This is a genomic window from Streptomyces sp. NPDC047515, from assembly GCF_040643055.1.
Taxonomy (GTDB): Bacteria; Actinomycetota; Actinomycetes; order Streptomycetales; family Streptomycetaceae; genus Streptomyces.
Genome location: NZ_JBEYTM010000043.1, coordinates 1 through 13,019, shown reverse-complemented (window position 1 = coordinate 13,019; position 13,019 = coordinate 1). Strand labels below are relative to the sequence as shown.

Annotated in this window: 12 protein-coding genes; 3 read left to right on the top strand and 9 right to left on the bottom strand. The window is 73.3% G+C overall.

Features of this window, described 5'->3' with window-relative positions; all coding sequences use genetic code 11:
* Nucleotides 1-206: 206 nt before the first annotated feature.
* Nucleotides 207-1,832: a PucR family transcriptional regulator gene (locus ABZ826_RS28405; protein ID WP_361454222.1), complete on the top strand. Its 1,626-nt coding sequence runs from the start codon at nucleotides 207-209 to the stop codon at nucleotides 1,830-1,832.
* Nucleotides 1,833-1,899: 67 nt separating this feature from the next.
* On the opposite strand, the gene ABZ826_RS28400 is transcribed toward ABZ826_RS28405, so the two are convergent.
* The 6 genes from ABZ826_RS28400 to ABZ826_RS28375 all read right to left on the bottom strand — a co-directional run bounded on the left by ABZ826_RS28400 (nucleotide 1,900) and on the right by ABZ826_RS28375 (nucleotide 7,979).
* Complete coding sequence (locus ABZ826_RS28400) at nucleotides 1,900-2,997, bottom strand: glycosyltransferase family 4 protein (RefSeq protein ID WP_361454219.1); 1,098 nt, start codon at nucleotides 2,995-2,997, stop codon at nucleotides 1,900-1,902.
* Nucleotides 2,998-3,182: 185 nt separating this feature from the next.
* The gene (locus ABZ826_RS28395) at nucleotides 3,183-3,947 is read right to left on the bottom strand and encodes a hypothetical protein (protein WP_361454216.1); all 765 of its coding nucleotides are present in this window, start codon (nucleotides 3,945-3,947) and stop codon (nucleotides 3,183-3,185) included.
* A 114-nt stretch (nucleotides 3,948-4,061) separates the two neighbouring features.
* Nucleotides 4,062-5,807, bottom strand: coding sequence for a DNA repair protein RecN (recN, locus tag ABZ826_RS28390; RefSeq protein WP_361454213.1), 1,746 nt, complete (start codon nucleotides 5,805-5,807; stop codon nucleotides 4,062-4,064).
* A gap of 108 nt (nucleotides 5,808-5,915) precedes the next feature.
* A complete protein-coding gene (locus ABZ826_RS28385) occupies nucleotides 5,916-6,821 on the bottom strand; it encodes an NAD kinase (RefSeq protein WP_361454210.1) in 906 nt (301 codons plus the stop codon).
* Nucleotides 6,818-7,633, bottom strand: a complete 816-nt coding sequence (locus ABZ826_RS28380) for a TlyA family RNA methyltransferase (protein ID WP_361454207.1) — start codon at nucleotides 7,631-7,633, stop codon at nucleotides 6,818-6,820. The genes ABZ826_RS28385 and ABZ826_RS28380 overlap by 4 nt, the downstream gene beginning before the upstream one ends.
* Nucleotides 7,634-7,640: 7 nt before the next feature.
* A complete protein-coding gene (locus tag ABZ826_RS28375) occupies nucleotides 7,641-7,979 on the bottom strand; it encodes a hypothetical protein (protein ID WP_361454204.1) in 339 nt (112 codons plus the stop codon).
* A 43-nt stretch (nucleotides 7,980-8,022) separates the two neighbouring features.
* On the opposite strand from ABZ826_RS28375, the gene ABZ826_RS28370 reads away from it, so the two are divergent.
* Nucleotides 8,023-8,370 carry an SCP2 sterol-binding domain-containing protein gene (locus ABZ826_RS28370; protein ID WP_361454201.1) on the top strand — a complete coding sequence of 116 codons (348 nt, stop codon included), beginning with the start codon at nucleotides 8,023-8,025 and terminating at the stop codon, nucleotides 8,368-8,370.
* A gap of 62 nt (nucleotides 8,371-8,432) precedes the next feature.
* On the opposite strand, the gene ABZ826_RS28365 is transcribed toward ABZ826_RS28370, so the two are convergent.
* Nucleotides 8,433-9,275 carry an ABC transporter ATP-binding protein gene (locus ABZ826_RS28365; protein WP_361454198.1) on the bottom strand — a complete coding sequence of 281 codons (843 nt, stop codon included), beginning with the start codon at nucleotides 9,273-9,275 and terminating at the stop codon, nucleotides 8,433-8,435.
* Nucleotides 9,276-9,456: 181 nt separating this feature from the next.
* Nucleotides 9,457-10,485, bottom strand: a complete 1,029-nt coding sequence (locus ABZ826_RS28360; protein WP_361454195.1) for an HAD hydrolase-like protein — start codon at nucleotides 10,483-10,485, stop codon at nucleotides 9,457-9,459.
* A 72-nt stretch (nucleotides 10,486-10,557) separates the two neighbouring features.
* Between ABZ826_RS28360 and ABZ826_RS28355 the strand changes: the two genes are divergently transcribed.
* On the top strand, nucleotides 10,558-11,835 hold the full coding sequence (locus ABZ826_RS28355; protein ID WP_361454192.1) for a DUF1015 domain-containing protein: 1,278 nt from the start codon (nucleotides 10,558-10,560) through the stop codon (nucleotides 11,833-11,835).
* 56 nt (nucleotides 11,836-11,891) lie between these two features.
* On the opposite strand, the gene ABZ826_RS28350 is transcribed toward ABZ826_RS28355, so the two are convergent.
* Entirely contained in the window at nucleotides 11,892-12,605 is a 714-nt protein-coding gene (locus tag ABZ826_RS28350) for a tetratricopeptide repeat protein (RefSeq protein ID WP_361454351.1), read from the bottom strand.
* Nucleotides 12,606-13,019: the final 414 nt, after the last annotated feature.

Genomic DNA, 13,019 nt, shown 5'->3' with positions numbered 1-13,019 from the left:
GTCACAAGATCGCAGCGGCCCCGACCCGTGTCAACCGTGGTTCCATGTCCCCGGACAGGTCGAAAGTGGCAGATCAGGACCGCCGCTCCCGGTCGGCGGACTGCCTCGGCACCTCCCCGACCGCGCCTCCCGCGCCCGAGGCCGGTACCTTCCTGAATCAGGGCGACCCCCCGTCCGACCCGAATGGAAACGCGAGGCCAGAGCCAGTGGAGACGCAAGGCGGAATCACCGTGCAGCGAGCCCTTGAGCTGCCGGGGCTGCGCAGCGGGCTCCCGGAGGTGGTGGCCGGTGCGGACCGGCTGAACCGTACGGTGCGCTGGGTGCACGCGGGCGAGGTCCCGAACATCGCTTCGCTGCTCAAGGGCGGTGAACTGCTGCTCACCACCGGACTGGGGCTCGGTACCCGCCCCGCCGAGCAGCGCGCCTTCGTCCGCAGGCTCGCCGACCGCGGGATCGCCGCCCTGGTGGTGGAGCTCGGTCCGCGCTTCAGCAGGCTGCCCGCATCGATCGTGGACGCCGCCCGCGCGGCCGGTCTGCCGCTGGTGCAGCTGCACCGCGAGGTGCCGTTCGTGACGGTGACCGAGGAGATACACACCGAGATCGTCAACGGTCACTACGCCCTGCTGCGGCAGGCCGAGGACGTGCACCGCAGGTGTACGGAGGCGCTCCTCGGCGGTGGCGGGGTGCCCCAGGTGCTGGGCATCCTGGCGGACTTCGCGGCCAACCCGGTCTTCCTGGAGACGGCGGACGGCCAACTGCTGTACGCGGCCGGCCCCGGGTCCGGCCCGGTGTCCGCCGATCCGCTCCAGGTGTGGGACGGGATGCGCGGCGGCCGGGCGGCCCGCGAGACGCCGCCCACGGGTTCGGTGCTGGTGGATGTGCCGGGCGGCGGCCCGGGAACCGGCTCGGTACGGGCCAGGCTGGTGCTGCTGGCCGTGTCCGCACCGCTGGTGACGGTGCACCGGATGGCGGCGGAACGGGCGGCGGGGATCCTCGCCGTCGTGCTGATGCAGGCCCGTCAGGAGGAGGAGCTCGCGGCGCGTGGCCGGGGCGACTTCCTGTCGGATCTCGCGGAGGGCCGGATCACTCCGGAGGACGCCCCGGCGCAGGCCCGCGTGCTGGGCTTCAAACCGGGCGGGACGCCGCTGCTGCCGGTGGTGATGCGGCTGGCCCCCGAGCTGTCCGTGTCGGGGAACTGGGCGCTGCTGGCGCGGGCGGTGCTGGAGGAGCTCTCGTCGGTGGGCGTGCCGGTGCTGCTCGGCGTGCGGCCCGTGGAGGGCCGGGTTCCGGTGTTGCTGGGGCTACGGTCCGAGACGGAGCGCACGGCGGTCGCGGACCGGGTCGCGGCGGCGTTGCGGGCCGGTGTGGAACGCGCCGGTCTGGAGCGGGCCGGATCGCATCCGCCGGTCGTGGTGGTGGGCGTGGCCGGCGGCTGGGCCGCGGCCGGTGCCGGGCTGCGGCACGCCGCGGAGACGGCGACGGCCGCGCAGGGGCTCAGCGACCGGCCCTGGTACGACGCCCGGCGGCTGGACATCGATCTGCTGCTGTGGCGGCTGCGGGACCATCCGGATCTGGCCGCGTTCGTGGACCGGGCGATCGGCCCGCTGCGCGACCACGACCGCAGCTCGCGCCCTCCGCTGCTGCCGACGCTGGAGACGTACCTGGCCCACGCGGGCCGCAAGGCGGAGACGGCACGCGAACTCCATCTGAACCGGCAGACGTTGTACAACCGGCTGGCCCGCATCGGCGAGCTGCTCGGCACCGACCTCGACGACCCCCAGGCGGTCCTGGCCCTGAGCCTGGCGCTCCGGGCCCGCCGCCACACGTCGTAGCCCCGGGCCCGCCGCCGCACGTCGCAGCCCCATGGCCCCGGGCCCTCGGAGCGCGGCAGGGGAACGCTCACCGCGTCCGGGCCACCGCCAGCGGCTGCGTCAACTCGTCGTAGACGGCGAGGACTTGCGTAATCGTGTCGTCCTCCGTCGGCCAGTCGGCGGCCTGCGCGCGCCCCGCGGCCACCAACTGCTCACACCGCTCCGGATCACCGAGCAGCCTGACGACCGCCCGCCCGAGCGCCTCGCCGTTGCCGCACGGCACGAGCTCCGCCCCGTCGCCGACGAGTTCGGGTACCCCTCCGACCGCGGTGGCGACCAGCGGGACGCCGAGCCTCAGCGCACCCTGGGCCAGCACCGAGCGCGCCTCCCACCGGCTGGACAGCACGGCCAGATCGGCTACGGCGAGCAGTTCGGCGATGTCGTCGCGGCTGCCGATGAGCCGGACGGGCAGCTCCTCGTCCCTGATCCGGCGCTGCAGGGCCGCCCGTTCCCGCCCCTCCCCCGCGATGACCAGCAGCGGCGCGGGGTCGAGCCGGCGCCACATCCGTGCGGCGTCGAGCAGGGTGTCGTACCCGTGGTGCGGCACGAGACTTCCGTACGACACGATCAACGGTCGTTCCATCACACCGAGTTCGGCCCGCGCCTTGCCCTCGTGGACGACGGCGGGCAGCTGCGGCACGGGGGCCGAGACCGGCGAGAGCCTGGCGTCGCGCGCTCCTCGGCGCCGCGCCCGGTCGACCAGGTCCGATGTCGTGCCGAGCACAACTGCTGCCGCACGGGCGGCCCTTCGCTCCACCAGATGCAGCAGTCGGCTGCGGGCGCCTTCGGCGTGGGCGCGGGCGTGCCAGGTGACGACCAGCGGGACGCGTCGGCCGCCGAGCGCGAGAGCGGCCCGTACGGCGGCGTGCAGACCGTGCGCGTGGACCACGTCCGCGGTCAGGCACGCGGTACGCAGCGCGGCGACGGCGGTGGGGTCACTGCGTCGCGGTACGGGGGCGAAGTCGGCTCCCGCACCGGAGAAGTCGTAGGCGTGGTCCAGTTCGGCCGGGGCGCAGACGGTGACGTGCACGCCTCTCGCCACCAGCCCCGCGGCGAGCGAGCTGACGTGGGCACTGCTGCCCGCGCTGCCGCCGCCCAGGACTTGGACCGTACGCAGCTGTGACACGTTGAATGGCTCCCGGGGCTCCCGAGTCGGCGGTGATGGCACGCCAAGGATGCCAGTCCGTACGCACGTTCCGGCACGGTCGGGCCATGGTCCCGCCGCATACAACAGCAACCGGCCGCGACCTACCACTCGTACAGGTGAAAAGGTGGCGTGATGTTGACGTGTCCGTGGTCCGGCCTCCTCCGTCAGCGGTCCCACAGCATCCGGACGAGCCGGCTGACCCGGTCCCCGTGGACCGCCGCCACGACGAGCCCCACGGTGTGAGCGACGAGACCGGCCCGGCCGCGGCCCGCGACGACGGCGACGCCGAGCGCGGCGCCCAGGGCATGGGCCCCGGTGTCCCCGATCATGGTGCGCTCCCCCAGGTCGTCGGCGACGAGGGCCGCCGCGGCGCCCATCGGCGCGGCGGCGAGCGCGGGCCCCGGCAGCCCCGGGGCCCCGAGTGCGAGCACGGTGGCGGCGGCAGCGGCGGGCCGTACATCCGTCAGATTGACGAGGTGCGCGGTTGCGGCGATCACGACCCCGGCGAGGATCCGGTCGACGGGACGCTCCTTGAGCAGCGCGCCGGCCGCGAGCCCGGCGGTCCCGATCCCGAGAAGTTTCACCGCGCCGCTGGTCACCTCGCCGCCCCGCAGCGCCCCCAGGTGGGCCCGGAACCCGCGGCGCGGATCGTCCGCACCGGCGAGGTCGTCGTAGGCGCCGCAGCCGCCGGCCGCGAGCACGGCGAGCGCGGCGGCGTACTTGGTGCGGGCAGACAGCGGAAGGGCGGCGGTTCCGGCCACGGCTCCGAGCGCGACGGCCGGGCCCGCGTACAGGTCGGCGGTACGGCCCGCGTAGTTGGTGCGCTGCCAGCGCCCGCGCGGCCGGGCCCGCAGCACCCGGTAGACGCCCCCCGCGACGGCGGCGGCGACCGCACCGGACACCACGGCCCTGCTGCATGCTGTTCCCATGCGGGCCAGGCTACGCAGCGGCCCGCCGGGGCCGTCCGGCGGCCGTCCGGTACGCGCACCGCCGGGCGCCCGCCAAAGGCGAGGACGCCCGGCGACCGGCCGCGAAGCCCCCCGCTACCCGTCCGCCCGCGCCGCCGCCAGCAGCTCCTCCGCATGGGCCCGCGCCGTCTGCGAGTCCTCCTGCCCGGCGAGCATCCGGGACAGCTCCCGTACCCGGTCCTCGCCCTCCAGGACCGTGACCCCACTGCTGGTCACCGCCCCGTCGACGGTCTTCTCGACCAGCAGTTGCCGGTCGGCGAAGGCCGCCACCTGCGGCAGGTGCGTGACGACGACGACCTGAGCGGACCTGGCGAGCTTCGCCAGCCGCCGCCCGACCTCCACGGCGGCCTTGCCGCCGACGCCCGCGTCCACCTCGTCGAAGAGGTACGTGGGGACGGGGTCGGAGCCGGCGAAGACCACCTCGACGGCGAGCATCACCCGGGACAGCTCGCCGCCCGACGCGCCCTTGGCGATCGGCCGCGGCTGGGCTCCCGGGTGCGGGGCCAGCAGGAGCTCGACCTCGTCGGCGCCGGACGGGCCGTAGACCACGCTCCGCCCACCGACCTCGATGCCGGAGGCCTCGTCGGCCGCCTCGGTCTGCCGGATGTCGAAGGAGACCCGGGCGTGCGGCATCGCGAGGGAGGCCAGCTCCGCAGTGACCGCCTCGGCGAAGCGCTCTGCCGCCCCCGTACGCGCGTCGGTCAACGCCTGTCCGAGGCCCGAGAGTTCGGCCCGCAGCGCGTCGCGCTCCGCCGTCAGTTCGCCGATGCGGTCGTCGTCGCCCTCCAGTTCGGTGAGCCGGGCGGCCCCTTCCCGGGCCCAGGCGAGCACGGCGGTGATGTCCTCGCCGTACTTGCGGGTGAGCCCCGTGAGCGCGGCGCGCCGCTCCTCCACCGCGGCGAGCCGCAGCGGATCGGCGTCCAGCTGGTCGGCGTACCCGGCCAGTTCGCCCGCCACGTCGGCGAGCAGGATCGAGATCTCGCCGATCCGGTCGGCGAGCGCGGCCAGCGCCGGATCGTGGGCCCGCACGGCGTCCAGGGACCGCCCGGCGGCCGCGACCACGGTCGTCGCGTCGACGCCCTCCGGGTCCTCCGGATTGCCCGCGAGCGCGGTGTGCGCGAGGGCCGCCGCGGAGGCGAGGGCTTCGGCGTGGCCGAGCCGTTCGGCCTCGGCGGCCAGCTCGCCGTCCTCGCCCGCCAACGGTTCGACCCCGGCGATCTCGCCCAGCCCGAAACGCAGCAGATCCGCTTCCTGGGCACGTTCACGGGCGCGCGTCGTCAGCTCGTCGAGCTCCGTGACGACGGCCCGCAGCCGCTGGTACGCCGTCGCGTACTTTGCGTGCGGCACGGCGACGCCGTCGCCCGCGTACCGGTCCAGGGCCTGTCGCTGCCGCGCGGGCTTGAGCAGCCCCTGCTGGTCGGTCTGGCCGTGCACGGCGACGAGTTCGTCGGCCAGCTCGGCGAGCACCCCCACCGGCACCGATCTCCCGCCGAGATGCGCCCGGGAGCGCCCCTCCGCGGAGACGGTGCGGCTGATCAACAGCGCGCCGTCGTCGAATTCGGCCCCGGCCTCCTCGGCCCGCAGGGCCACGGCCTCGCCCTCGGACACCGTGATCCGCCCCTCGACGACGGCGGCCTTGGCCCCGATCCGTACGAGGGCGGGGTCGGCACGCCCGCCGAGCAGCAGCCCCAGGCTGGTGACGACCATGGTCTTGCCCGCGCCGGTCTCGCCCGTCACCGCGGTGAAACCGGGTGACAGCTCGACCACCGCGTCGTCGATGACTCCGAGCGACCGTATCCGCATCTCCTCCAACACGGACATGACCTTACGAGGTCCGGGCCCCGATGTGCGACGGACCCCGCCCCCAGGGGTTCACTCTCCCGTGTGCTCCTGAAGCATTCGCACCGCCGGCGCAGGCATGTCCGCCGGTCAGTGCGGCGCGCCCCGCCACCCCGAGACGGGCAGCGCGAACTTCGCCACCAGCCGGTCCGTGAACGAGGCGTGGTGCAGCCGCGCCAGCCGCACGGGCACCGCACCACGCCGTACCTCGACCCGCGCCCCCGAGGGCAGCTCCACGGTCCTGCGCCCGTCGCACCACAGCACCCCGTGCGGGGTGTGCTGCTGGACCTCGACGGCGAGCACCGAGTCCGGCGAGGTCACCAGCGGCTTGGCGAACAGCGCGTGGGCGCTGATCGGCACCATCAGCAGCGCCTCGACCTCGGGCCAGACGACGGGACCGCCCGCCGAGAAGGCGTAGGCGGTCGATCCGGTCGGCGTCGCGCAGACGATCCCGTCGCAGCCGAACCCGGTCACCGGTCGGCCGTCGATCTCCAGGACGACCTCCAGCATCCGCTCGGGCGACACCTTCTGCACGGCCGCTTCGTTGAGCGCCCAGTCGGTGTGGACGACGTCGCCGTTGCTGTGCACGACGACATCGAGCGTCATGCGTTCCTCGACCTGGTACGCCCGGGTGACGACCCGGTCGACGACCTTGTCCAGGTCGTCCCGCTCGGCCTCGGCGAGGAAGCCGACCCGGCCGAGGTTGACGCCGAGCATCGGCACCCCGGAGGCACGGGAGAACTCGGCGCCGCGCAGCAGCGTCCCGTCCCCGCCGAGCACGATCAGCAGCTCACAGCCGTCCACGGCCCTGGGCGTGGTGTCCGTGACCGTCTCGACGGACGACGGCAGCGGCAGATCGGCCGCCTCGGTGGCCAGCACCCGCACACCGAGGCCGCTGCGCAGCAGTCCCTGTACGACGAGTTCGGCGCTGCGGATCGCGGCCGGGCGGCCGGTGTGCGCCAGAAGAAAGACAGTTCGTGCCGCATTCGTCGTCAACGAGGCCCCTCCGCCACTGCACGGTCGACATCCGCCGGGTCGAGCTCGGGCGCTCCGGCCCGCAGCCACAGAAAGTACTCGACATTTCCGGCGGGCCCCGGCAGCGGGCTCGCCGTCACCCCCCGCACTCCGAGGCCCAGCGCCCAGGCACGGCGCGCCACCTCCCGTACCGCTTCGGCGCGCAGTTCGGGGCTGCGCACCACACCGCCGCTGCCGAGCCGCTCCTTGCCGACCTCGAACTGCGGCTTGACCATGAGGACCAGGTCGGCGTCGGGGGCCGCGCAGCCGGCCAGGGCGGGCAGGACCAGCCCCAGCGGGATGAACGACAGATCGCCGACCACCAGATCCACCGGCTGCCCGTCGATCGCCTCCAGGGTCAGCTCACGCACGTTGGTACGGTCCTTGACGGTGACGCGCTCGTCCGACTGCAGCGACCAGGCGAGCTGTCCGTAGCCGACATCGACGGCGACGACATGACCGGCGCCGGCCCGCAGCAGTACGTCGGTGAAGCCACCGGTCGACGCCCCGGCGTCCAGCGCCCGCCGCCCCTCGATCTTCAGCCCGAGGGGTACGAAGGCGGCGAGGGCCCCGGCGAGCTTGTGTCCGCCGCGCGAGACGTATTCGGGATCGCTGTCGTCCTTGATCACGACGACGGCGGCGCTGGTCTCGACCTGGGTGGCGGCTTTGGTCGCGGTGTTGCCGCCGACGGTCACCCGCCCCGCGGCGATCAGCTGGCTCGCGTGCTCGCGCGAGCGGGCGAGCTCACGGCGTACCAGCTCGGCGTCGAGGCGGCGACGTGTCACTCCTGCCACGTTGGGTTCAGCTCCTGTGGTTGTACGAGGGCATCGGTGCGGGTGCGGGTCCGGCGTCCAGCGCGGTCAGCGCGTCGCGCAGCCCACGGTGTACATCCTCGTACACCTCGATGTGCCCTTCCGCCGGGAGGTGGTCCGCATCGGCCAGCCGCTCCAGCCGCGCGTCGACCTCGGCGTTGCCGGTAGGAGTGCGTCCGACACCGAGGGGAGCGGGTGCGGCGGGCTCGGACGGGCGTGCGGCAAGCGGGGCCGGGCCGCCGTCGGCCGGACCCTGCGCCGCTTCCCCGGGCGTCGCTCCGGGCGCTGTTCCATATACCGCCCCGGGCCCCGGCATCGAGTCGCTCATACGGGAAACGCTACCGCGAAGGGCTGCGGTACCGTCGGTCACGATGGCGACCATGGCGGAGTGCCGCAGCGCACTCGACAAACTCTCCGGCAACCTCGCGGGGGCCGACGGCGACGTGCGCAGCGCGGCCGCCCTCGACCGCTCACTGAGCTGCCACATCAAGGACCTCGACATCACCTTCACCGGGCGGCTGGTCAATGGCCGGATCCAGGTCCTGGACACGATCGACGGCCCACCCCGGGAGAGGGCCGAGATCCGGCTCGCGATGACCGGCGACGATCTGGTGGCCATGGTGGACGGTGAACTGAATTTCGCCAAGGCATGGGGCACGGGCCGGGTCCGGCTGGAAGCCGGCCTCCGCGACCTGCTGAGACTCAGGTCGCTGCTGTAGCCACCGCGCGGCCCCCTCCCCCGGCCCGTGGCGCGGCGGCTCGTTCCGTCACCTTCGTTCCATCAGCCTCCCGTCGAGGCCCCGGCGGACGCCTTGCCCCGTGTGCCCGCCCCGCCGCTCCGCGGCTTGCGTGCGGCCGGGACCACCAGCGGCGTACCGGTCTCCGGATCGTCGATGACCTGGCAGCGCAGCCCGAAGACCCGCTCCACCAGCTCCGCGGTGACGACTTCGCCCGGCGCCCCCTCGGCGATCACCTCGCCCTCCCGCATCGCGATGAGATGCGTGGCGTACCGCGCGGCGTGGTTGAGATCGTGCAGGACGGCCACCAGGGTGCGCCCCTGCGCCTCGTGCAGTTCCGCGCAGAGGTCGAGGACATCGATCTGATGCTGGATGTCGAGGTACGTCGTCGGCTCGTCGAGCAGCAGGAGCGGCGTCTGCTGGGCGAGCGCCATGGCGATCCAGACACGCTGCCGCTGCCCGCCGGACAATTCATCGACATAGCGATCTGCGAGGGCGTCGACTCCGGTCGCCGCCATCGATTCCTCGACAATCCGTTCGTCGTCCGGCGACCACTGACGCAGCAGCCCCTGATGCGGATACCGACCGCGCCCGACGAGGTCGGCGACGGTGATGCCGTCCGGCGCGACGGAGGACTGCGGCAGCAGTCCCAACGTCCTGGCGACCTTCTTCGCGGGCATCCCGTGGATCGCCTGCCCGTCCAGGACCACCCGTCCGCTGCTCGGCTTCAGCATCCGCGCGAGCGCGCGCAACAGGGTTGACTTGCCACAGGCGTTGGGGCCGACGATCACCGTGAACGAGTTGTCGGGGATCTCGACGGAGAGATTCTCCGCGATGACCCGCCGGCCGTAGCCGAGGGTCACCGAGTCCGCGGTGAGGCGCTGCATGGTCGTACTCCCGGGGTCGGGGGTGATCGGGCGCGAGGGCCGTCCTTCACCACAGGCGGCGGGTGGGCCCGAGCCCGGCCCCACCCGCCGGGCGGGTCGGCCGTCCGGACAGCGGCACACCGAGCAGAACAAAGTTAGGTTAGCCTACCCTCCTTTGTCATCGAAGCGCCGGGAGCCGTTCCTAGAGCCCCAGCCCGGCGACCGCCTTCGCCGTGACCAGCCCGCACGAGCCGTCCCCGGCGTACGACCACGCCGCCCCGCAGAGTGCCCGCAGGCCGTCGAGTACGTCCCCGTCCCCCTCGATCACCAGGTCGTCACCACGCACCGACGCCGTCCAGCCACCACAGCCGAACCCGTCCCCCGTCCGCGTCACTTCGGGCTGGCCGGTCAGCAGCCCGCGCAGGTCCGCGTCCACATACGTCGGCCGGTGCTTCGGCCCGGCGGCCAGCAGCCGCGCCGCGTCCGTCACCCCGGTGAGCACCAGCAGGGAGTCCACACCGCCGTTGAAGGCACCCTCGATGTCCGTGTCCAGCCGGTCCCCGACCACCAGCGGACGCTCGGCCCCGGTCCTCAGCACCGTCTCCCGGTGCATCGGCGGCAGCGGCTTGCCGGCGACCTGCGGCTCGGCCCCGGTCGCGATCCGTACGACCTCCACCGCCGCACCGTTCCCCGGCGCGATCCCCCGGGCACTCGGAATCGTCAGATCCGTGTTGGACGCGAACCACGGCACCCCCCGCGCGATCGCGTAAGCCGCCTCGGCGAACCGCCCCCACGCCATGTCGGGCCCGCCGTACCCCTGCGCCACCGCGGCCGGCTCGTCGTCCGCCGATTCCACCGGCACCAGCCCGCGTTCGCGCAGTGCGACGCGCAGCCCCTCGCCACCCACTACCAGCACGCGTGCCCCGGCGGGCAGTTGATCCGCCATCAGTCGCGCCACCGCCTGCGCCGAGGTGATCACATCGCCGGGCTCGGCCGGCACCCCCAGGTCGGTCAGGTGCTCGGCCACCGCGCCCGGGGTCCGCAGGGCGTTGTTGGTCACGTACGCCAGATGCATCCCGCCCTCCCGCGCCGCTCCCAACGAGTCGACGGCGTGGACGATCGCATGACCGCCCGCGTACACCACCCCGTCGAGATCGAGCAGCGCCGTGTCGTACGCCTCGTTCAACGCGGTGCGGCTGCCGCTCGGCCTGGTCCTGCTCACCTGACTCATTCTTTGCGCTCCTCATTCCATGCTTCTGTCCCGAATCATCGCGCATCCCCGCCGCACACATACGATGCAGAAATGAACACATCAGGTCCGGCCGGCCAGGGACTGCGTCTGGCCCCGTTCCGTGGGCTGCGTTACGTCCCCGAGCGGGTCGGCAGTCTCGCAGCCGTGACCTCGCCGCCGTACGACGTCGTCGTACGGCCCGACGGACTCCATCACCTGGAGTCGGCGGACCCGCACAACATCGTCCGCCTGATCCTGCCGCAGGCCGACACCGCCGCGGCCCGCCACAAGCAGGCCGCCGAGACTCTGGACCGCTGGCTGGCCGAGGGCGTGCTCGCTCCCGATGCCGAGCCCGCGCTGTACGTCTACGAGCAGCGCGACGCCGAGATCCTGCAACGCGGCATCGTCGGGGCACTGGCACTTTCCGCGCCCGCCGAAGGCATCGTCCTGCCGCACGAGGACGTGATGGCCCATGTCGTCGAGGACCGGGCCGATTTGATGCGCACCACGGCCGCCCATCTCGAACCGCTGCTGCTCACCTACCGCGGCGACGAGGAAGTCTCGGGCGCGACCGCCGTCATCGAGCGGACCATCGAGCATCCACCGCTGCTCGCCACCACCACCGAGGACGGCTACAGCCACCGGCTGTGGGCCGTCACCGACCCGGCCGAGCGAGCCGAGATCGAGGCCGATCTGGCCCACCACCAGGCCCTGATCGCCGACGGCCATCACCGCTGGGCCACCTATCTCCGGCTGCAACAGGAGCACTCCGCTCCCGGCCCCTGGGACTTCGGCCTGGTCCTCCTCGTCGACACGGCCCGCTACCCGCTCCGGGTCCGCGCCATCCACCGGCTGCTGCACCGCCTCCCCGTCGCCGACGCGCTCGCCGCGCTGAACGGCCTCTTCCGCGTCCGCGACATCGACGGCCCGCTTCCCCTGGCCCTGGAGGCACTCGCCGAGGCGGCCGTCGAAGGCAACGCGTTCCTGCTCGCGGGCGACGGCCCCTTCCACCTCGTCGACCGCCCCGACGCCGCCCTGTTGGCACGTACGATTCCGGCCGATCGTCCGACCGCCTGGCAGACCCTCGACGCGACGGTCCTGCACGCGGCTCTGCTCGACCACGTGTGGCAGATCCCCGACGCCCCTGAAGACATCGCGTACATCCACGACACCGCGGCCGCCGTCGAACAGGCCGAACGCCACAACGCCACGGCGGTCCTGATGCATCCGGTGCGCGAGGAAGTCGTCCGGGACCTCGCCCGACAGGGTGTCACCATGCCCCGCAAGTCGACTTCCTTCGGCCCCAAGCCGGCCAGCGGGCTGGTCCTGCGAAGCCTCGCTCTCGACTGACCCCCGCAACGGCAAAAGGGCGGCACCCCCGCAGGGGTGCCGCCCTTTCTCATGCCTTACGCCTCGGGCGTACCGCCCTGGTCCTTCTCCTGGTCGTCGTCCGCCGCGGCGGCCGAGGACTGGGCGACGTCGTTCTCACCCTCGTCGTTCTCATCCAGAGCATCGACGAACTCGACACCATCCAGCTCGGCGAGCCGGTCCGACGCGTCGGTGGCGCCGTCCTTGTCGGCCTCCAGCGCCTTCCCGAACCACTCACGCGCCTCGTCCTCGCGCCCCGCCGCCAGCAGCGCGTCCGCGTACGCGTAGCGCAGTCGCGGCGTCCACGGGTGCACGGCGTTCGAAGCCAGTTCGGAGCTCTGCAGCGTGACGATGGCCGCGTCGATCTGCCCCATGTCCCGACGGGCCCCGGCAGCCACCAGACGCATCTCGACCTGACCGGCCTTGTCCAGCTTCTGCACCTCGGGCTCGCCGGCCATCGCCATCGCCCGCTCGGGGCGCCCGAGTCCACGCTCGCAGTCGGCCATGACAGGCCACAGCTCCACGGAACCGGTCATCCGCTTGGCAGCACGGAACTCCGCCAGTGCCTCCGAGTACTTCTGCGTCGCGTACGCGGCGAACCCGGCAGCCTCACGCACGGCCGCAACCCGCGAGGCCAGCCGCAGCGCGATCCGCGAGTACGCGTACGCCTGCTCGGGGTCCTCGTCGATCAGGCGGGCCACCATGACGAGGTTCCTGGCGACATCCTCGGCCAGGGTCTTGGGCAGGCTCATCAGCTCCTGCCGCACATCCTTGTCGATCTCGTCGCCGGTGACGTCCTCCGGAATCGGAAGCCGCTTGATGGGCTCACGGTCCCGGTCGTCGCGCCGCTCGTACCCACCACGGTCGTCACGCCCGCGGTAACCGCCCCGGCCACCACGATCGTCCCGCTGGCCGCGATAGCCCCCGCCACGGCTGTCGTCACGCCGGTACCCGCCACCACGGCTGTCGTCATCACGGCGCGGCCCGCGCGGCCGGTCGTCGCGCCGCTCGAAGCCACCCCCGGGACGCCCACCACGGCTGTCGTCGTCGCGGCGCGGTCCGCGGAATCCACCGCGGTCGTCATCACGACGCGGCCCACGATCCCGGTCCCGGTCGTCGCGGCGGAAGCCGCCACCGGAACCACCCCGGCTGTCATCCCGACGGAA

Bases quoted from the DNA above. Each gene is read 5' to 3' on its own strand.
- ABZ826_RS28365 (WP_361454198.1), bottom strand. From the start codon at position 9,275: ATGCAGCGCCTCACCGCGGACTCGGTGACCCTCGGCTACGGCCGGCGG.
- ABZ826_RS28355 (WP_361454192.1), top strand. From the start codon at position 10,558: ATGAACACATCAGGTCCGGCCGGCCAGGGACTGCGTCTGGCCCCGTTC.
- ABZ826_RS28375 (WP_361454204.1), bottom strand. From the start codon at position 7,979: ATGAGCGACTCGATGCCGGGGCCCGGGGCGGTATATGGAACAGCGCCC.
- ABZ826_RS28370 (WP_361454201.1), top strand. From the start codon at position 8,023: ATGGCGACCATGGCGGAGTGCCGCAGCGCACTCGACAAACTCTCCGGC.
- ABZ826_RS28395 (WP_361454216.1), bottom strand. From the start codon at position 3,947: ATGGGAACAGCATGCAGCAGGGCCGTGGTGTCCGGTGCGGTCGCCGCC.
- ABZ826_RS28350 (WP_361454351.1), bottom strand. From the start codon at position 12,605: ATGAGCCTGCCCAAGACCCTGGCCGAGGATGTCGCCAGGAACCTCGTC.
- recN (WP_361454213.1), bottom strand. From the start codon at position 5,807: ATGTCCGTGTTGGAGGAGATGCGGATACGGTCGCTCGGAGTCATCGAC.
- ABZ826_RS28360 (WP_361454195.1), bottom strand. From the start codon at position 10,485: ATGAGTCAGGTGAGCAGGACCAGGCCGAGCGGCAGCCGCACCGCGTTG.